This window comes from Cupriavidus sp. 30B13, assembly GCF_049059565.2.
Lineage (GTDB): Bacteria > Pseudomonadota > Gammaproteobacteria > Burkholderiales > Burkholderiaceae > Cupriavidus.
The window spans coordinates 2,764,398-2,782,731 of the sequence record NZ_CP188224.1 but is presented as its reverse complement, the minus strand read 5'-3'; the positions used below and the strand labels follow the sequence as shown (position 1 = coordinate 2,782,731).

Sequence of the window (18,334 nt, the reverse complement as noted above, 5' to 3'; positions counted from 1 at the left end):
ATGCCATGGTCGCGCTGAAGCTGATCGCGAGGAACGCGCTGCGCCACAAGCTGCGCACCACGCTGACCGTGGCGGGGCTGGTGGTGGCCGTGCTCGCGTTCGGGCTGCTGCGCACCGTGGTGGACGCGTGGTACGCGGGCGCCTCGGCGGCGTCTAGTGCGCGGCTGGTGACGCGCAACGCCATCTCGCTGGTGTTCCCGCTGCCGCTGAGCTACGAGAACCGCATCCGCGGCGTCGATGGCGTCACGCTGGTGGCCCGCTCCAACTGGTTCGGCGGCATCTACCGCGATCCCAAGAACTTCTTCGCGCAGTTCGCCGTCTCCGACAATTACCTCGACCTCTACCCGGAGTTCATCCTGCCGGCGCAGCAGCGCGCCGACTACCAGCGCGACCGCAGGGGCGCGCTGGTCGGGCGCCAGCTGGCCGACCAGTACGGCTTCAAGGTGGGCGACGTCGTCCCGATCAAGGGCACCATCTACCCCGGCACCTGGGATTTCGTGGTGCGCGGCATCCTCGACGGGCGCGACGAGAGCACCATCACGCGCCAGATGGTGTTCCACTGGGAATACCTCAACGAGACCGTGCGCAAGCGCACGCCGCGGCAGGCCGACCAGGTCGGCGTCTATGTGGTCGGCGTGGCCAGTCCGGACAACGGCGCGGCGGTCGCGCGCGCGGTGGACGGCGTGTTCAGGAATTCGCTGGCCGAGACCCTGACCGAGACCGAGCAGGCCTTCCAGCTCGGCTTCGTGGCCATGTCCAACCAGATCATCGCGGCCATCCGCGTGGTGTCGTACGTGGTGATCGTCATCATCATGGCGGTGATGGCCAACTCGATGGCGATGAGCGCGCGCGAGCGCACGGTCGAGTACGCCACGCTCAAGGCGCTCGGCTTCGGGCCCGGCTTCCTGGCGCTGCTGGTGTTCGGCGAGTCGGTCGCCATCGCCGTCGCGGGCGGCGCCATCGGCATGCTGGCCACACCGCCCATGGCAAGCGTGTTCAAGCAGGCCGTGGGCGGCGTGTTCCCGGTCTTCAGCGTGTCGCGCGAGACCGCGCAGCTGCAGGCGGCCTGCGCGCTCGTGGTCGGCGTCGCGGCCGGCATCGTGCCGGCCGTGCAGGCCGCGCGCGTGCGCATCGTCGAGGGCCTGCGGGCCATCGGCTAGGGGCAACGGGCTGCCATGGCGATTCCGCTCTCCTACATCGCGCGCAACCTGTGGGCACGCCGCCTGACCACCGCGCTCACGGCCGGCGGCCTGGCGCTGGTGGTGTTCGTGTTCGCCACCATGCTGATGCTCGACGCCGGCCTCAAGCAGACCCTGGTCACCACCGGCGAGCAGGACAACGTGGTGGTGATCCGCAAGGGCGCCGAGACCGAGATACAAAGCGCGATCTCGCGCGAGCAGGCGAGCATCATGGAAATGCACCCGGCCGTGGCGGCGGGCGCCGACGGGCGCCCGTGGGTGTCCAGGGAAGCCGTGGTGCTGATCTCGCTGACCAAGGCCAGTTCGGCGCGGCCGTCCAACGTGGTGATCCGCGGCGTCTCGCCGGCGGGCCTGTCGCTGCGCCCGCAGGTCAGGCTGGTGGCCGGGCGCATGTTCCGGCCCGGCTCGTCCGAGATCGTGGTCGGCAGCAGCATCGCGAAAGGATTCGACGGCGTGCAGATCGGCGAGCACCTGCGCTTCGCCCAGCGCGACTGGACCGTGGTGGGGCACTTCGACGCCGGCGGCAGCGGCTTCGACTCCGAGATCTGGGGCGACGTCGACCAGCTCATGCAGTCGTTCCGCCGCGCCAGCTACTCGGCGATGGTGTTCCGCCTGGCGCGCGGCGGCCTGCTCGACCGGTTCCGCGCCGACATCGACGTCGACCCGCGCCTGGCCAGCGAGGCAAAGCGCGAGCAGGTGTTCTACAGCGACCAGTCGAAGGCGCTGTCCGCGTTCATCAACATCCTCGGCTTCACGCTGTCGATCATCTTCTCGGTCGCCGCCATGATCGGCGCCATGATCACCATGTACGCCTCGGTCGCCAACCGCGTGGCCGAGATCGGCACCCTGCGCGCGCTGGGCTTCAAGCGCATCAACGTGCTCGGCGCGTTCCTCGTCGAAGCCATGCTGCTCGGCCTGGCGGGCGGCATCGCCGGGCTCGGCTGCGCCGCGCTGATGCAACTGGCGTCGTTCTCCACCACCAACTTCCAGACCTTCGCCGACCTGTCGTTCCGCTTCATCCTCACGCCGTCCGTGGTGGTGAAGACACTGGCGTTCGCCATGGCGATGGGCCTGTTCGGCGGCTTCCTCCCGGCGCTGCGCGCCGCGCGCATGAACATCGTCGACGCGCTGCGGGCGCATTGAAAGTGCGCCGAGGCCGTGCCGAGGGGGCGGCGGCATTCCGCAGCTCCCTCGCGCCTGGCCGCCCGCGCTCGCACCATCCCCTCCGCTTCCTTCCGCGCTCCTTCGCTCGTTCTCAAAGATGGAACTGTTGTGCCGTATTTGGGAAACACCTACTGTAGCTCCATCGACAGGGAGACCTGGATGACCGATGCCGCTCAGCCCGCGACACGCGCCGTGGCGATGCCCGCCACGCCCTTGCCGCGTGCAGTGCAGCATGAACCCGAAGCTGGATTCGACCCGCTCCGGCGCGCAGCAGCCGCGCGCCGGCCCCACCCATGCCCATGCCTGAAAACGGAGTGCCCCGCATGCTGATTCCCCGCCAGGCCGTCCCGGCCCTTGCCGTTCCCACGCTCGACCACGGCGACTACGTGTTGCAGGACGAGTCGCCGGCCCAGTTCTCCCTCGTGGTGTTCTACCGCGGCTATCACTGCCCGGTGTGCGCCAAGTACCTGATGGAGCTGGGCCGGCTGCTGCCCGAGTTCGACGCCCGCGGCGTGTCCGTGGTGGCCATCAGCTCGGACGCCGCGCCGCGCGCGCGCAAGATGGCCGACAAGATCGGCATGCCGGCGCTGCGCATGGGCTACGGCCTGCCGCTGGAGGCGGCGCGCCGGTGGGGCCTGTACGTGACCGAGGGCCACGGCAAGACCTCCATCGGCATCGACGAGCCGCCGATGTTCTCCGAGCCCGGCGTGTTCCTGGTGCGGCCCGACCATACGCTCTATTACGGCGCGGTGCAGACCATGCCGTTCGCGCGGCCGCAGTTCGCCGAGCTGCTGACGTCGGTGGATTTCGCCATCACGCGCAACTACCCGGCGCGCGGCGAGTACACCGGCCCGGTCAGCGCGGCCGCGCAACCCGAGATGGCGGCCTGAGATGCGCGCCCCGGAGGAGACCATGACGCCGCTGCCGGTGGCCGACCTGCTCAAGCCGCGCTCGGTCGCGGTGATCGGCGCGTCGGAGGACCAGGGCAAGTTCGGCGGGCGCGTGCTGGCGATGCTGCTGCGGCATCGCTTCGGCGGCACGCTCTATCCCATCAACCCCAACCGCGACACGCTGTTCGGCCTGCGCGCCTATGCCTCGGTGGCGGATACGCCGGCGGCGCCCGACCTGGCCATCATGGCGGTGCCGCAGCCGCAGGTGAAGGCGCGCGTGGCCGAGTGCGCGGCGCGCGGCGTGCGCTGCGCCATCATCATCACGGCGCGCTTTTCCGACGCGGACGCCGCCGGGCGCGCGCTGGAAGAGGAGATCGTGGCCATCGCGCGCGCGGCCGGCATGCGGCTGATCGGCCCCAACTGCCTCGGCGTGATCAGCCCGCGCAACCAGCTGGTGCTGTGCTCGTCGCCGGCGCTGGAGATCGAGCGGCTGCCGCGCAGCCCGATGGGCTCGTCACGCAGAGCGGCGCGCTGATGGGCACGCTGTTCGACCGCGCGGTGGCCATGGGCGTCGGTTTCACGCACTGCGTCTCGGTGGGCAACCAGGCCGACCTGGAGCTGTGCGATTTCGTCGAGTTCCTGGTCGACGACCCCGACACGGCGGTGATCTGCTCCTACATAGAGGGCATCAAGTCGCCGGCGCGCTTCCGCGCGCTGGCCGCGCGCGCCCGCGCGGCGGGCAAGCCGTGGCTGGTGGTCAAGGCCGGCCGCACCGCCGCCGGCCAGCAGGCGGCGTTCTCGCACACGGCCAGCCTGGCCGGCGACTTCGCCGCGCTGGAGGCCGTCTGCCGCGCCGAGAACGTGGTGCTGCTCGACGACGTGTTCGCCATGCTGCTGCTCGCCGCGGCGATGGCGCGCCACCCGGGCCACCGCGTGCGCGACACGGTGCTGCTGTCCACTTCCGGCGGCAGCGCGGCGCTCAGCGCCGACAAGCTGGCCGCCGCGCAGTTGCCGATGACGCGCTTCGACGCCGACACGCGCGCGCGGCTGGCCACCCTGTTCGTGCCAGGCCAGGCCGACAACCCGGTCGACCTGTTCGGCGCCAAGGTGGCCGAGGTGCCCGACTTTGCCTACCAGAGCACGCGCCTGGCCATGGCCGATCCGCGCGCGGACCTGTGCCTGGCGGTGATCACCACGGCGCCCAACCTGGCCGGCATGGCCGCGGAGATCGCGCGCGCCGCCGACGAGGCCGGCAAGCCCGTCATCCACGTGATGCAGCCCGCGCGGCTGGCCGACGGCGCGCGCGCGGTGCTGGCGCAGGCGGGCCAGCCCCTCACGGACGGGCTTGGCGAAGCGGTGGAGGCGGTGCGCGCCTGGAGCGCGTGGTCGGCGTGGCAGCCGGCGCAGCATGGGCAGCACGGGCAGGACGGCGCGCGGCTCGCCGTGAGCCTGCCGCCCGGCGCCACCGTGCTGGACGAGGCGGCGGCCAAGGCGCTGCTCGCGCTGGCCGGCATCCCGGTCAATGCCGGCGTGGTGGTGGCCGACGCCGAGGCGGCGCGGCAGGCCGCGCCCGCGGTGGGCTTCCCGCTCGCGCTCAAGGTGGTCTCGCCGGACATCGTGCACAAGTCCGAGGTGGGCGGCGTGGCGCTGAACCTGCGCAGCGCGCAGGAAGTGGCCGATGCGCTCGGCGCGATGGCCGCGCGCATCGCCGCCGGATGGCCGCGGGCGCGCATCGAGGGCTGGTTCCTGCAGCGCATGGCCGGCGGCGAGGTGGAGCTGCTGGTGGGCGCGCGCCGCGATCCGCAGTTCGGGCCGATGGTGGTGGTGGGCAGCGGCGGCGTGCTGGTGGAACTGCTGCGCGACGTGGTGCTGCTGCCGGCCCCGGTCAGCGCCGGCGCGGCGCGCGCGGCGCTGGCCTCGCTCAAGCTGGCGCCGCTGTTCGCCGGCTATCGCGGCGGCGCGCCGGTCGACCTGGACGCCGCCGTGGACGTGCTGGTGCGTTTTGGAGCGCTGGCCGCGCAGATGGGCGAGCGCGATTTCGAGATCGAAGTGAATCCGCTCAAGCTGGGCGCCGACGGCTGCGTGGCCGTCGATGCCCGCGCGCGGTTCGGGGAGGAACCACAATGAGTTGCCTGAAGATCGAAGAGCATGGCCCGGTCACCGTCTTCACCATCGACAACGCGGCCAAGCGCAATGTCATCTCGCAGGCCACGGCGCTGGACCTGCAGCGCGCGTTCGCCGAGTTCGACCGTTCCGCGCAGCGCGTGGCCATTATCACCGGCGCCGGCGACGAGGCTTTCACCGCCGGCGCGGACCTGAACGACATTCCCGAGTTCTGGCGCTGCACGCCGGGCGCCGGCATCGCCACCGACAAGCCCATCATCGCCGCCGCGGCGGGCTGGTGCATCGGCGGCGGCATCACGCTGCTGGGCATGTGCGACCTCGCGGTGGCGGCCGACAACACCAGGTTCATGTACCCCGAGGCCCGGCTCGGCTTCACGCAGGGCTTCATCACCGGCATCGCCGCGCGCATCCCGCAGAAGGTGGCGATGGAGATCATGCTGCTCGGGCGCACCATCGACGCCGCGCGCGCCTACGAAGTCGGCCTCGTCAACCAGGTGGTGCCCACCGGGCGGCAGCTCGGCGTGGCGCTGGAGATGGCGCACGAGATCGCCGCGCACGCGCCGCTGGTGGTGCGCACCATCAAGCGCTTCGTGCACGAGCTGCTGCCGGCCAGCCCGGCCGAGTCGTACGCGCGCACGCTGCAGCAGCTCGACGCCATGCGCCTGTCCGATGACGTCAGGGAGGGCCAGCAGGCGTTCCGCGAGAAGCGCCCGCCGAACTTCCAGGGCCGCTAGCCTCAGCGCGCCGGCCTCCGCCGGCCCCCACGCGAAATACCGCGAAATACCGCGAAGTACCGGGAAACACCGCCCGGCACCGCCGAGCGCCGTCCAGAGCGCCAACGCAGGAGACACCTCATGAACCGCCGCCGCTCCATTCGCCAGCTAGCCGCCGTGCTGCTCGGCCTCGCGCTGCCCGTGCTTGCCGCCGCGCCCGCGCGCGCGCAGGACAAGACCGTGCGCATCATCGTGCCCTATCCGGCCGGTGGCAACGCCGACAACATCGCGCGGCTGTTCGGCGACGCGCTGGCCAAGAAGCTGGGCCAGCCGGTCATCGTCGAGAACAAGCCCGGCGGCGGCGCCATGATCGGCGCGCAGGCGGCCGCGCGCAGCCCCGGCGACGGCAGCGTGCTGTTCATGGCGCCGACCGCCGTGTTCGTGGTGACGCCGCACCTGCGGACCACGCCGTACGACGCGCAGAAGGACTTCATCCCGGTGGCCAAGGTCACCTCGTGGATTCCGGTGATGGTGACGCGCAAGGACTTCCCGGGCCACACGCTGGCCGAGATCGTGGCCGAGGTGAAGCGGCACCCAGGCAAGTACACCTTCGGCTCGGCCGGCCCGGCCACCATGACCCACCTGATGGGCGAGCTGATGAACCAGAAGCTCGGCATGAACACCGTGCACGTGCCCTACAAGGGCTCGGCCGACCTGATCTCCGAGGTGGTGTCCGGACGCATCGACATCGCCTACGACAGCGTGCTGGTGCCGCAGGTCAAGGCCGGCCAGGTGCAGGCCGTGGCCAGCATGGTGGCGCTGCGCAACCCGGACCTGCCGTCGGTGCCGACCCTCAAGGAGCTCGGTACCGACATCGACGTGCCCAACTGGTATGGGCTGTTCGTGCCCAAGGGCACGCCGCAGGCCACGGTGGACCGGCTGGGCGCGCTGTCGCGCGACATCGTGGCCGGGCTCGACAAGGACCAGCTCGGCAAGATGAGCATGAAGGCGGACTACCAGGGGCCGGCCGAGTTCAAGGCCCAGATCGCCCGCGACGACGCGCTGATGCGCGACGTCATCCAGAAGGCGAACATCCACCTGGAATGACGGCGCCGGGGGTTGCCGCCTGCCTCCCGGCCGCGGGAGCCTGCCCGGCCTGCTCCAGCAGCCAGTCGCGGAAGGCCGGCGCGCCGGCGCCGTGCAGCGTGGCTTCCGGATACACCAGGTAGTAGGCCAGCCCGCTCGGCGCGGTGGCGCCGAACCATTCCACCAGGCGGCGCGCGGCCAGGTCCTGCCGCACCAGCGCGCGCGGCACCAGCGCCACGCCGTTGCCGGCCCGCACGGCCTCGATCACGCCGTTGGAATCGGTGAAGACCGGCCCCTTGCGCGCCAGCGCGGCGGGCAGGCCGGCATCGGCCAGCCACAGGCCCCAGTCGCCGCGGTGCTCGTCGTGCAGCAGCACCTGCGCCGCCACCTCCCGCCGCGCCGGTTTCGCGCGGCGCCTGCGCAGCAGCGCCGGGGCCGAGACCACGGTCAGGTCGTCGTCGAACAGCTTGTGCGCGTGCAGGCCGGGATAGCGGCCGCGGCCGTGGCGCACCGCGAAGGCGATGCCGTCGCGGGCGAAGTCGGCGACCTGGTTGGACGCCTTGATGCGGATGTCGACCTGCGGGTGGCGCGCCTCGAACGCGCCCAGCCGCGGCACCAGCCATTGCGCGGCGAAGCCCGGCGTGCAGCTCACGGCGAGCTGCGGCGCCGCGGCCGTGCGCGCCGCCGCGGTGGCCTGGCCGATCAGCCCGAGCGCGCCGCTCACGGCCTGGAAATAGGCCTCGCCGGCCGGCGTCAGGGCCAGGCCGCGCGGCGAGCGCGCGAACAAGGCCACGCCCAGGCTCTGTTCCAGCCGCTTGACCTGCAGGCTGACCGCGCCCTTGGTCACGCACAGCAGGTCGGCCGCGCCGGCCAGGTTCAGCTCGCGGGCCGCGGCGTCGAACGCCAGCAGGGCGTTCAGGGGTGGGAGCGATGTCTTCATGTTGAGGAAAACTAAACGACCCGGCGCGAAATGTCGATAGCGCCGCGCGCGGCGGCCCGCTAGTCTTGCGCGCAGGCTCATTCCGCTCAACACTACCGCTCCCGCAGGCAGACCCGATGACCAACCCCGGCCAGTCCTCCGAATTCCCGCTGCTCGAACAGACGCTGGCGCACGCCCGCGACTACCTGGCCAGCCTGGCCGACGGCCCGGTGGCCGCCACGGCCTCGCTGCCGGCGCTGCGCGCGCGCTTTGCCGCCGCGCTGCAGGAAGGCCCCGTGGACCCTGCGCGGGTGATCGACGAACTGGTGGAGAACACCGGCGACGGCCTGATGCGCAGCACCAGCGGCCGCTTCTTCGCCTGGGTGATCGGCGGCAGCCTGCCGGCCGCGCTGGCGGCCGACTGGCTGACCTCGGTGTGGGACCAGAACGCCGCCATCCACGCCTGCAGCCCGGCCGAGGCAGTGATCGAGGAAACCTGCGGCGCCTGGCTCAAGGACCTGCTGCAATTGCCGGCCACGGCCAGCTTCGCGCTGACCACGGGCTCGCAGATGGCGCACACGGTGGCGCTGGCCGCGGCGCGGCATGCGCTGCTGGCGCGCGCCGGCTGGGACGTGGAGGAAGACGGCCTGTGGGGCGCGCCGCCCGTGCGCGTGCTCACCAGCGACCAGCACCACGGCTCGCTGCAGCGCGCGCTGCGCGTGCTCGGCCTGGGCCGCCGCGCGCTGGTGAGCCTGCCGGCCGACGCGCAGGGCCGGCTGGCGCCCGCCACGCTGCAGTTCGCGCTGGACAGCGCGCCCGGCGTGCCCACCATCGTGGTGCTGCAGGCGGGCGACCTCAACACCGGCGCCTATGACGATTTCGCCACGCTGGTGCCGATGGCCCGCGCGCGCGGCGCCTGGGTGCACGTGGACGGCGCGTTCGGCCTGTGGGCCGCGGCCAGCCCGCGCCTGCGCCACCTGACGGCGGCGGCCGGCACGGCGGATTCCTGGGTGGCCGACGGTCACAAGTGGCTCAACGTGCCGTATGACTGCGGCTACGCGTTCGTGGCCGACCCGGCCGCGCATTTCGCCTCGATGTCGCACCGCGAGAGCTACCTGCTGCAGGTCGACGGCGCGCGCGACGCGCTCGACTGGAACCCCGAGTGGTCGCGCCGCGGCCGCTCGGTGGCCACCTACGCGGCGCTGCGGCAACTGGGCCGGCAGGGCGTGGCCGGTCTGCTGGAGCGCACCAGCGCGCTGGCCGGCGCGCTGGTGGACGGCATCGGCGCGCTGGACGGCGCCGAGGTGGTATGGCGTTCCGAAGTCAACCAGGGGCTGGTGCGCTTCCCGGCGCCGGTTGCCGGCGCGCAGGCCGCGGACCACGAGCGGCACACGGATGCGGTGATCGCCGCCGTCGCCGCCGGCGGCGAGGCCTACTTCGGCGGCACCACCTGGCGCGGCCAGCGCTGCATGCGCATCTCGGTCTGCAACTGGCGCACCACGCCGGACGACGTGACGCGCACGGTAGCGGCGGTGCGGGACGCGCTGGCGCGCGTCAGCGAGGGCGGACGCTGACGGACCATCGGCGCGCTACGCACTATCAGCCGGCAATATCGGCTCCATGCACGCGCTGCATGCGCGGGCCACATAAACATGGCAATCGGCGCGGGGCGGGCTTAATCTGCCTGCCTGACCAGACCTGCAAGGAGCCCCGATGTCGGCCAACCCGTTGTTCGAACCGTTCCAGTTCAAATCGCTGCGCCTGAAGAACCGCATCGTCATGGCGCCCATGACGCGCTCGTTCTCGCCGGCGGGCGTGCCGACCGCCGAGGTGGCCGCGTACTATGCGCGCCGCGCCGCGGCGGAAGTCGGCCTGATCGTCACCGAAGGCACCGTGGTGGAGCGGCAGGCGGCCAAGAACGACCCGGACGTGCCCAACTTCTACGGCGAGGCGCTGCCCGCCTGGGGCAAGGTGGTGGAAGCCGTGCACGGGCAGGGCGGCCTCATCGCGCCGCAGCTGTGGCACGTGGGCGCGGTGCGCGGCCGCCATGAGGACTACAAGCCGCAGCCGGTGGATTCTCCTTCCGGCATGTCCCGCCCGGGCAAGGTCTTCGGCGCGCCCATGAGCGAGGAGGCCATCGCCGATACGGTGGCGGCGTTCGCGCGCGCCGCGCGCGACGCGGTGCGGCTGGGCTTCGACGCCATCGAGCTGCACGGCGCGCACGGCTACCTGATCGACCAGTTCCTGTGGGAAGGCACCAACGCGCGCGACGACGCCTGGGGCGGCCGCAGCCTGGCCGAGCGCGCGCGCTTCGCCGCCGCCATCGTGCGGGAGACGCGCCGGGCCATCGGCGCCGAGGTGCCGCTCATCATCCGCCTCAGCCAGTGGAAGCAGCAGGACTACGGCGCGCGCCTGGCCGGCACGCCGGAAGAGATGCGCCAGTGGCTCGAGCCGCTGGCCGACGCCGGCGTGGATATCTTCCACTGCTCGCAGCGGCGCTTCTGGGAGCCGGAATTCGCCGGCTCGGAGCTGAATTTCGCCGGCTGGGCGAAGAAGCTGACCGGCAAGGCCGTCATCACGGTGGGCTCGGTCGGCCTGAGCGGCGACTTCATCGGCGCATTCGGCGGCGAGAGCTCGCAGCCGGCTTCGCTGGACGCCTTGCTCGAGCGCCTGGCCCGCGGCGAGTTCGACCTCGTCGCGGTCGGGCGCGCGCTGCTGGCGGACCCGCAATGGGCCGTCAAGATCAGGGAGAACCGGACCGCCGAGCTCAACGATTTCGAGCGGTCCAGCATGGCCACCTTGTACTGAGGCGCGCCCGCCGGCCCGCGCGGGCGTGGCGGCCTGCCCGGCGGCAGGACCGGGCCACAAGAAAAAGTGATGCTGGGGAGACGCGGCCCGGAGTTCCCGCCGCGTGGCGTGGCGGACATATACATGTATATGATTCCGCCCGCGAAACGCCGCTCGTATCATGCATTCAAGGAGCCGGATATTGCCGCCACCGCGCCGCCATAGCGCCGCCGCTGGCGTGCCGGCCCCATTGCTCAGCTTGGTCGAGGTAGTCGCTTTGCACAACAACCAGATAATAGCCATCGTCGACGACGACGATTCGGTTCGCCTCGCCACGTCAAGCCTGGTGCGCTCGCTGGGCTGGAAGGTCCTTTTGTTCGCGTCGGCCCATGCCTTTCTCGATTCCGGCCGCGCGGCCGAGGTGGCCGGCGTGATTTCCGACATCCAGATGCCGGGCATGACCGGCCTCGAGATGCAGCGCGCGCTGGTGGACGCCGGCTGCCGGATTCCGGTGATCTTCATCACCGCCTTCTGCACCGAGGCGATCCGCCGCCAGGCCATGGAGAGCGGGGCACTATCGTTCCTGTGCAAGCCGGTCGACGGCGCCTCGGTCCAGGAGTGCCTGGACCAGATCGCGCGGGGGGAGGCGTCCCCGGCCGGCTGAGCGGCGCCGGCGCGGCAAAAACGCGCCCATAAAAACGCGCCCGTTTATTTACCGCTTGTTTACCGCTTCCGGGCCAAAAGGGAGGGTCCTGGAATTGTATAATTTTTGACGCGATGTCCGATTGCGCGAGGGGGCAGCCGCGATACGTACCATCGGCGCCATTTGTGCCATTTGCACCATTTCCGGGCGCCCGCGCGCAGGGTACCGTGTCCGGCACGGGGCCGCCGGTCCGGCGTCCATTCACCGCAAAAAAACGAAGCACCGAGGAACCATGTCATCGAATCGGTCTGTCCGAAATGAGCCGCTCCCAATTCCTTCGTATCCCGTGGCGGGCCGGCAGCGCCGGCAGGCCAGCAATGGATGAGTCGTTCCGGGCCGGCGACCCGGCGCACGCGGACGCGCGCATGCTGTCCGCCGCCGCCGGGCTGCTGGCGCTGGCGGTCTTCCTGATCGACGCCCTGACGCCGCTGGACATCGCCATCGCGGTCCTCTACGTGGTGGTGGTGCTGCTGGTCGCGCTGACCGGCTCGCGCCGGGCCACGCTGGCCGTGGCGGTGGGCTGCGCCGCGCTCACCGTGCTCGGCTTCGCGCTGTCACAGGGCGTCCCGACCGGCGGGCAGGTGGCGCGCTGCGTGTTCAGCCTGCTGGCGATCGGCATCACCTCGGTGCTGGCGGTGCGCAACCTGGCCAGCAACGCCCGCCTGCGCGAGCAGGTGCAGATGCTCGACATGACGCACGACGCCATCGTCGTCTACGACCTCGACGACATCATCACCTTCTGGAACCACGGCGCCGAGGAGGTGTACGGCTGGACCGCCGCGCAGGCCATCGGCCAGCCCATGCACAGCCTGACGCAGACGCGCTTTCCCATCCCGCCGGAGGAGATCCACGCCGAACTGCTGCGCACCGGGCGCTGGGACGGCGAACTGGAGCGCGTGCGCCGCGACGGCACCCAGGTGATCATCTCCAGCCGCTGGGCCTTGTGGCGCGACCGCGCCGGCAAGCCGGTGGCCATTCTCGCCACCAACAACGACATCACCGAGCGCCAGCGCGCCGAAGCCGCGCTGGCGCAGAGCGAGGCCTTCCTGGCCGAGGCCCAGCAACTGAGCAAGACCGGCAGCATCGCCATGAAGCTGCCCGAGGGCGAGATGACCTGGTCGGACGAGGCCTACCGCATCCTGGGCTACGGCAAGGAAGTGCGGCCAAGCGGGGAGCGCGTGAGCGAGCGCACCCATCCGGAAGACATGGCGCTGGTGGCGGCGGCCCGCGAGCAGGTGCGCACCGGCGCGCCGCTGGTCGACGTGGCGCACCGCCTGCTGATGCCCGACGGCACCATCAAGCACGTGCACCTGGTGGCGCGGCGGACCCTGGCGGCGGACGGCCGCTTCGAGTACGTGGGCGCGCTCATGGACATCACCGACGCCACGCTGACGCAGCAGGCGCTGCAGCGCACCCTGTCCGAGCTGGCCCACGTGATGCGGGTCACCACGCTGGGCGAGCTGGCGGCGTCGATCGCGCACGAGGTCACGCAGCCGATCGCCGCCATCGTCACCTGCGGGGATTCCGCGCTGCGCTGGCTGAACCGGCCGCAGCCCGAGGTCGGCGAGGCCACGCAGTCGATCGGCCAGATGATCCGCGACGCCAAGCGCAGCAGCGAGATCATCCGCCAGATCCGCTCGATGGCGCAGAAGCGCGATCCCAGCTACGCGGAAATCGACCTCAACGCACTGGTCGACGAATCGGTGGAGCTGGTGCGGCGCGAGTTGCAGGACCATCACGTGGAGGCCGAGCTGCGGCTCGGCGAGCCGGCCGCGCTGATCCACGGCGACCGCACCCAGCTGCAGCAGGTGCTGATCAACCTGCTGATGAACGCGGTGCAGGCAATGGACGGCGTGACCGGCCGGCGCCGCCTGTGGGTCAGCACCCTGGCCGCCGACGAGCGGCACGTGCAGGTCCAGGTGCGCGATTCCGGCAAGGGCATCGCCGCGGAGGACGCCGGCAGGCTGTTCAACGCCTTCTTCACCACCAAGGCCGACGGCATGGGGATGGGATTGTCGATCTGCCGCTCCATCATCGAAGCGCATGGAGGGCGGATCTGGGCCGAGTCGCCGCCGGAAGGGGGCGCCTTGCTGCTGGTGCTGCTGCCGCTGCACGAGCGGGAGAGCGAGAGCGAGAGCGCCCGGGACGCCGGGGCAGCAGGAGAAGCAAGAGAAGCCGGGGAGGGGCCGGCAAGGCCGAAGGCGATAACGAAGGGAGCCAGCCATGAGCAATGAGCCCGGCGCGAGCGGGGGTACGGGAATCGTCTACGTGGTCGATGACGACGAGTCGATGCGCATCGCCGTCAGCATGCTGCTGCGTTCGGTGGGGCTGCGCGTCGAAGCGTTCGCCTCCGCGCAGGAGTTTCTGGCCCATGACCTGAGCGACGCGCCCAGTTGCCTGATCCTGGACGTGCGCCTCAAGGGCCAGAGCGGCCTGGCGGTGCAGGAACAGATCACCGCCGGGCGCATCCCGATCCCCATCGTGTTCATGACCGCGCATGGCGACATCGCCATGTCGGTCAAGGCGATGAAGGCCGGCGCCACCGACTTCCTCGCCAAGCCGTTCCGCGACCAGGACATGCTCGACGCGGTCACCAGCGCCCTGGAGCGCGACGAGGCGCGCCGCGCCGCGGACCAGTCCAGCGCCGACCTGCGCGCGCGCTACGAGACGCTCACGCCGCGCGAGCGCGAAGTGATGGCGCTGGTGGTGCGCGGCCTGATGAACAAGCAGATCGCCGGCGAGATGGGCCTGAGCGAGATCACCGTGAAGATCCACCGCGGCCAGGCCATGAAGAAGATGGCGTCGCGCTCGCTGGCGGACTTCGTGCTCAAGGCCGAGGCGCTCGGCATGACTTCCGGCGCGCTTTCCTGAGCGGCCCGGGCGCGGCGTCCGCCGCTTGCGGCTCTCTTCGCCTTTCTTCGCCGCCCTTCACTGCCCGTTCATCGCCCATTCGCCGCCCCCTCCCCATACCTTCGTATGAGCGGTGCACACCGATGGGCGCGCCCCGCAACCGATCGTAGGGCTATCGGCGCCGCCTTGCCTGCGTTAACTTCAAGCTCAAGCGGCGGCCGCTCCGGCCGCCGGCAACGTCGCGCGAAGGAGATGCACATGCGGGTACTGGTGATCGAGGACGAGCCCAAGACCGGCGCCTATCTCAAGAAGGGCATGGAAGAGTCCGGCTGCCAGGTGGATGTGGCGACCGACGGCTCCGACGGCCTGTTCCTGGCGCAGGAATTCCCCTACGACGTGATCGTGCTGGACGTGATGCTGCCGGCCATGGACGGCTGGGCGGTGCTCAAGGCGCTGCGCGCCAGCCGCACCACGCCGGTGATGTTCCTCAGCGCGCGCGACGACGTGGCCGACCGCGTGCGCGGCCTGGAGCTCGGCGCCGACGACTACCTGACCAAGCCGTTCGCCTTCGTCGAGCTGCTCGCGCGCGTGCGCACGCTGGCGCGGCGCTCGCCCGTGCGCGAGGCCGAGCTGATCGTGGCCGGCGACCTCGAGGTCGACATCGTGCGGCGGCGCGTGCGCCGCGGCGGCGACCGCATCGACCTGACCACGCGCGAGTTCGCGCTGGTGCAGCTGCTGGCGCGCCGCCAGGGCGAGGTGCTGTCGCGCACGCAGATCGCCTCCTACGTGTGGGACATGAACTTCGACGGCGACTCCAACGTGGTCGACGTGGCCATCCGCCGGCTGCGCGCCAAGATCGACGACGAATACCCGGTCAAGCTGATCCAGACCGTGCGCGGCGTCGGCTACGTGATGGAAGCCCGCGAGGCGGCATGATGCGCGGCCGCTCGCTGGCCGCCACGCTGGCGCTGGCCTTCGCCGGCACCACCCTGGCCGTGTTCGCGCTGGTCGGCAGCCTGCTGTACTTCGCCCTCGACCGCCAGATCAAGGCGCAGGACGATCTCGACATGGTGCTGATCGCGCGCCACACGCGGCGCCTGGCGCAGGAGCTGCAGGACCTGCCGGACGCGCGCGCGCACGCCGACCGCCTGGTGGTGGAAGCGCTGGGCAACCGCGCGCTGTCGATGCAGGCCTGGAGCGACCGGCAGGAGCGCCTGTTCGCGCACAACGCGGCGATGGCGCCGGGCGCCGACGCGCGCCCGCCCTCGTTCGCGGCGCGCGTGCCGGCGGCCGGGCGCATCACCGCGTCGGCCATCGAAGAATGGCGCTCCGCGCAGGGCGACCCCATGCGCGGCCTCATGGCCGACGCGATGCTCGGCGACGGCTCCGTCATCACCGTGCTGGTGGCGCGCGACATGCGCGACCGCTGGGCGCTGCTGGACCACTATCGCGACCGCCTCTACCTGGCCGGCGCCGCCGGCGCGGCGCTGGCCTTCCTGATGGGCTTCCTGCTGATCCGCGAGTCCCTCAAGCCGCTCGGCGAGATGGCGCGCAGCGCGCTGGCGGTCACCGTGGCGCGGCTGCATACCCGCATCGACGTGCCCAATGCGCCGTGCGAGCTGCACGCGCTGCAGGCCGCGCTGAATGCCATGCTGGGCCGGCTCGACAACGGCTTCGCGCAGTTGTCGCAATACACCGCCGACCTCGCCCACGACCTGCGCACGCCGCTCAACAACCTGCGCGGCACCACCGAGGTGGCGCTGGCGCGCCCGCGCGGCACGGAGGAATACCAGGCCGCGCTGGTGTCCAACCTGGAAGAGTGCAACCGGCTCGAGCGCATGATCGGCAACGTGCTGTTCCTCGCGCGCACCGAGCACCCCGAGTTCATCGTGCAGCGCCAGGACTTCGATGCCGGCGCGGAACTGGCCCGCATCGCCGACTACTTCGAGGGCGTGGCCGGGGAAGCCGGCGTGTCCGTGCAGGTGCGCGGCCAGGGCCGCCTGCGCGCCGACGTGGAACTGTTCCGGCGCGCGGTCGGCAACCTGCTGGCCAATGCCGTGCGCTACACGCCGCGCGGCTGCGCCATCACGCTGTCGGCCGCGGCCGGCGGCGGCAACGTGACCGTCACCGTGGCCAATGCCGGCCGCCCCATCGACAGCGTGCTGCTCGAACGCATCTTCGACCGCTTCTACCGCGCCGACCCGGCGCGCGCCTCGGACCAGCGCGCCACCGGCTCGGCCGGGCTGGGCCTGGCCATCGTGCGCAACATCATGCGCCTGCACCGGGGCAGCGCGCGCGCCGAGAGCGACGCCACCGGCACGCGCTTCATCCTGACCTTCCCGGCGGCGTAGCCGCCCGGCTTTCCTGCTGCTGCTGCTGCTGCTGCTGCTGTTGCTGCTGTTGCTGCTGCTGCCAGCCGCCGCCGAGCGCCTTGAGCAGCAGCACGCAGGCCTGCATGCGCCGCCCCTGCACCTGCGCCAGCGCGCGCTGGTGGTCGAGCGCCTGGGTCTGCGTGACGACCACGTCCAGGTAGCTGGCCGCGCCCACGCGGTAGCGCTCGCCGGTCAGCGCCAGCGAGCGCGCCGCCGCGTCGCTGGCGCGCTGCTCGCTTTGCGCCTCGCGCGCCAGGCCGCGCAGCGCCGAAAGATGGTCCTCCACGTCCTGGAACGCGCCCAGCACGGTCTGGCGGTAGCCGGCCACGTCGGCATCGTAGGCGGCGGTGGCGCCGGCCAGCGCGGCCTTGCGCCGCCCGCCGTCGAACAGCGTGGTGGCCAGTTGCGGGCCGATGGCCCAGAACAGGCTCGGCGCGCCCAGCCACGGCGAGAAGAAGGAGCTTTCCAGCCCCGCGCCGGCGGACAGCACCAGCGAGGGGAAGAAGGCGGAGCGGGCCTCGCCGATGCGCGCGTTGGCGGCCGCCACGTGGCGCTCGGCGGCGGCGATGTCGGGCCGCCGCTGCAGCAGCTGCGAGGGCAGCCCCACGGGGATGTCCGGCACCGCGGCCGGGCCAGCCTGCGGCGCCAGCGAGAAGCCCGGGGCAGGCTGGCCGGTCAGCGTGGCGATGGCGTGCGCCAGTTGCTGGCGCCGGATGTCGAGATCCTCGGCCTGGCTGCGCGTGCTTTCGAGCTGCGCCTGCGCCTGCGCCACGGCCGCGTCGTCGGCGCCGCCGATGCGCTCCTGCGACTGCACCAGGGCCAGCGCGTCGGCATAGGCCCGCAGCGAGGCGTCCAGCAGTTGCTTCTGCGCATCGAGCGCGCGCAGGCCGAAATAGTCGAACGCCAGTTCGCCGCCGACGGCCAGCCGCACCGCTTCGAGGTCGGCCTGGCTGGCCTGCGCGTCGGCGCGCGCGGCATCGGTGGCGTTGGCCACGCGGCCGAACAGGTCCGGCTCCCAGCTGGCCACCAGTCCGGTGCTGTAATCGTCGACGGTCTTGCCCGCCAGCGCCCGCCCGGTCATGTTCTGCGAGGTGCGCGCGCGCGCCGCCGCCACGCCGGCGTCCACCGTGGGATAGAAACCGGCGCGCTGCACGTTCACCAGCGCGCGCGCCTGCCGCAGCCGGGCCGCGGCTTTCTTCAGGTTCTGGTTGGAGATCTCCACCTGCCGCTCGAGCGCGTCCAGCGCGGGGTCGCGGAACACGCTCCACCAGGCGCCGCGCGCCACGGTGTCGGCCGGCGCGGCCACGGTCCAGCCGGCGGACGCCGCCGGCGAGGAACGCGGGTCGTCCGGACCATGCGGGTCGTGCGGATCGCGCGAGTAGTGCGCGGGGACGTCCACCGCCGGCACCTGGTAGGCCGGCGCCGTGGCGCAGCCTGCCACGGCGCATGCCACGCAGGCCGCGATGGCCTTGCGTGCCAGCCCGGCGAGACGCTGGCTGTTCGATGGTTGCGGCACGGCGGCCTGCC

General features: G+C 71.7%; 16 protein-coding genes. 14 read left to right on the top strand and 2 right to left on the bottom strand.

Going from position 1 to position 18,334, the window contains the following annotated elements; genetic code table 11:
- The first annotated feature begins 5 nt into the window (after nt 1–5).
- The 7 genes from ACKI2N_RS31485 to ACKI2N_RS31455 all read left to right on the top strand — a co-directional run bounded on the left by ACKI2N_RS31485 (nt 6) and on the right by ACKI2N_RS31455 (nt 7,197).
- Nucleotides 6–1,160, top strand: coding sequence for an ABC transporter permease (locus ACKI2N_RS31485; protein ID WP_420992111.1), 1,155 nt, complete (start codon nt 6–8; stop codon nt 1,158–1,160).
- Nucleotides 1,161–1,175: 15 nt separating this feature from the next.
- On the top strand, nt 1,176–2,342 hold the full coding sequence (locus ACKI2N_RS31480; RefSeq protein ID WP_420992112.1) for an ABC transporter permease: 1,167 nt from the start codon (nt 1,176–1,178) through the stop codon (nt 2,340–2,342).
- A 344-nt stretch (nt 2,343–2,686) separates the two neighbouring features.
- Nucleotides 2,687–3,253: a peroxiredoxin-like family protein gene (locus ACKI2N_RS31475; RefSeq protein ID WP_420992113.1), complete on the top strand. Its 567-nt coding sequence runs from the start codon at nt 2,687–2,689 to the stop codon at nt 3,251–3,253.
- Between the two features lie 22 nt (nt 3,254–3,275).
- Nucleotides 3,276–3,788, top strand: a complete 513-nt coding sequence (locus tag ACKI2N_RS31470) for a CoA-binding protein (RefSeq protein ID WP_420992114.1) — start codon at nt 3,276–3,278, stop codon at nt 3,786–3,788.
- Nucleotides 3,788–5,380 (top strand): acetate--CoA ligase family protein, encoded by a 1,593-nt coding sequence (locus tag ACKI2N_RS31465; protein ID WP_420992115.1) that lies wholly within the window; start codon nt 3,788–3,790, stop codon nt 5,378–5,380. The genes ACKI2N_RS31470 and ACKI2N_RS31465 overlap by 1 nt, the downstream gene beginning before the upstream one ends.
- Nucleotides 5,377–6,111: an enoyl-CoA hydratase/isomerase family protein gene (locus ACKI2N_RS31460; RefSeq protein WP_420992116.1), complete on the top strand. Its 735-nt coding sequence runs from the start codon at nt 5,377–5,379 to the stop codon at nt 6,109–6,111. The genes ACKI2N_RS31465 and ACKI2N_RS31460 overlap by 4 nt, the downstream gene beginning before the upstream one ends.
- Before the next feature lie 120 nt (nt 6,112–6,231).
- Nucleotides 6,232–7,197 (top strand): Bug family tripartite tricarboxylate transporter substrate binding protein, encoded by a 966-nt coding sequence (locus ACKI2N_RS31455; protein WP_420992117.1) that lies wholly within the window; start codon nt 6,232–6,234, stop codon nt 7,195–7,197.
- Here the strand turns inward: ACKI2N_RS31455 and gcvA are convergent.
- Nucleotides 7,166–8,116, bottom strand: a complete 951-nt coding sequence (gcvA, locus tag ACKI2N_RS31450; RefSeq protein ID WP_420992118.1) for a transcriptional regulator GcvA — start codon at nt 8,114–8,116, stop codon at nt 7,166–7,168. The two genes, ACKI2N_RS31455 and gcvA, sit on opposite strands and share 32 nt — an antisense overlap.
- A gap of 116 nt (nt 8,117–8,232) precedes the next feature.
- Here gcvA and ACKI2N_RS31445 point away from each other — a divergent pair, with 116 nt between their 5' ends.
- The 7 genes from ACKI2N_RS31445 to ACKI2N_RS31415 all read left to right on the top strand — a co-directional run bounded on the left by ACKI2N_RS31445 (nt 8,233) and on the right by ACKI2N_RS31415 (nt 16,786).
- The gene (locus ACKI2N_RS31445) at nt 8,233–9,669 is read left to right on the top strand and encodes a pyridoxal phosphate-dependent decarboxylase family protein (RefSeq protein ID WP_420992119.1); all 1,437 of its coding nucleotides are present in this window, start codon (nt 8,233–8,235) and stop codon (nt 9,667–9,669) included.
- Between the two features lie 139 nt (nt 9,670–9,808).
- Nucleotides 9,809–10,903, top strand: a complete 1,095-nt coding sequence (locus ACKI2N_RS31440; RefSeq protein WP_420992120.1) for an NADH:flavin oxidoreductase — start codon at nt 9,809–9,811, stop codon at nt 10,901–10,903.
- 256 nt (nt 10,904–11,159) lie between these two features.
- Complete coding sequence (locus ACKI2N_RS31435) at nt 11,160–11,546, top strand: response regulator transcription factor (protein ID WP_420992121.1); 387 nt, start codon at nt 11,160–11,162, stop codon at nt 11,544–11,546.
- A gap of 356 nt (nt 11,547–11,902) precedes the next feature.
- A complete protein-coding gene (locus ACKI2N_RS31430; RefSeq protein ID WP_426990873.1) occupies nt 11,903–13,819 on the top strand; it encodes a PAS domain-containing sensor histidine kinase in 1,917 nt (638 codons plus the stop codon).
- Nucleotides 13,809–14,456 carry a response regulator transcription factor gene (locus ACKI2N_RS31425; protein WP_420992123.1) on the top strand — a complete coding sequence of 216 codons (648 nt, stop codon included), beginning with the start codon at nt 13,809–13,811 and terminating at the stop codon, nt 14,454–14,456. Before ACKI2N_RS31430 ends, ACKI2N_RS31425 begins: the two co-directional genes overlap by 11 nt.
- Nucleotides 14,457–14,693: 237 nt before the next feature.
- Nucleotides 14,694–15,371: a heavy metal response regulator transcription factor gene (locus ACKI2N_RS31420; RefSeq protein WP_420992124.1), complete on the top strand. Its 678-nt coding sequence runs from the start codon at nt 14,694–14,696 to the stop codon at nt 15,369–15,371.
- Nucleotides 15,371–16,786: a heavy metal sensor histidine kinase gene (locus tag ACKI2N_RS31415; RefSeq protein WP_420992528.1), complete on the top strand. Its 1,416-nt coding sequence runs from the start codon at nt 15,371–15,373 to the stop codon at nt 16,784–16,786. Before ACKI2N_RS31420 ends, ACKI2N_RS31415 begins: the two co-directional genes overlap by 1 nt.
- Here the strand turns inward: ACKI2N_RS31415 and ACKI2N_RS31410 are convergent.
- Entirely contained in the window at nt 16,761–18,323 is a 1,563-nt protein-coding gene (locus ACKI2N_RS31410) for an efflux transporter outer membrane subunit (RefSeq protein WP_420992529.1), read from the bottom strand. The genes ACKI2N_RS31415 and ACKI2N_RS31410 overlap by 26 nt on opposite strands.
- Between the last annotated feature and the right edge of the window lie 11 nt (nt 18,324–18,334).

Coding starts and splice junctions, on each gene's coding strand:
- ACKI2N_RS31455 (WP_420992117.1), top strand. CDS start 6,232: ATGAACCGCCGCCGCTCCATTCGCCAGCTAGCCGCCGTGCTGCTCGGC.
- ACKI2N_RS31460 (WP_420992116.1), top strand. CDS start 5,377: ATGAGTTGCCTGAAGATCGAAGAGCATGGCCCGGTCACCGTCTTCACC.
- ACKI2N_RS31465 (WP_420992115.1), top strand. CDS start 3,788: ATGGGCACGCTGTTCGACCGCGCGGTGGCCATGGGCGTCGGTTTCACG.
- ACKI2N_RS31420 (WP_420992124.1), top strand. CDS start 14,694: ATGCGGGTACTGGTGATCGAGGACGAGCCCAAGACCGGCGCCTATCTC.
- gcvA (WP_420992118.1), bottom strand. CDS start 8,116: ATGAAGACATCGCTCCCACCCCTGAACGCCCTGCTGGCGTTCGACGCC.
- ACKI2N_RS31470 (WP_420992114.1), top strand. CDS start 3,276: ATGACGCCGCTGCCGGTGGCCGACCTGCTCAAGCCGCGCTCGGTCGCG.
- ACKI2N_RS31430 (WP_426990873.1), top strand. CDS start 11,903: ATGGATGAGTCGTTCCGGGCCGGCGACCCGGCGCACGCGGACGCGCGC.
- ACKI2N_RS31440 (WP_420992120.1), top strand. CDS start 9,809: ATGTCGGCCAACCCGTTGTTCGAACCGTTCCAGTTCAAATCGCTGCGC.
- ACKI2N_RS31425 (WP_420992123.1), top strand. CDS start 13,809: ATGAGCAATGAGCCCGGCGCGAGCGGGGGTACGGGAATCGTCTACGTG.
- ACKI2N_RS31485 (WP_420992111.1), top strand. CDS start 6: ATGGTCGCGCTGAAGCTGATCGCGAGGAACGCGCTGCGCCACAAGCTG.
- ACKI2N_RS31475 (WP_420992113.1), top strand. CDS start 2,687: ATGCTGATTCCCCGCCAGGCCGTCCCGGCCCTTGCCGTTCCCACGCTC.
- ACKI2N_RS31480 (WP_420992112.1), top strand. CDS start 1,176: ATGGCGATTCCGCTCTCCTACATCGCGCGCAACCTGTGGGCACGCCGC.
- ACKI2N_RS31415 (WP_420992528.1), top strand. CDS start 15,371: ATGCGCGGCCGCTCGCTGGCCGCCACGCTGGCGCTGGCCTTCGCCGGC.
- ACKI2N_RS31445 (WP_420992119.1), top strand. CDS start 8,233: ATGACCAACCCCGGCCAGTCCTCCGAATTCCCGCTGCTCGAACAGACG.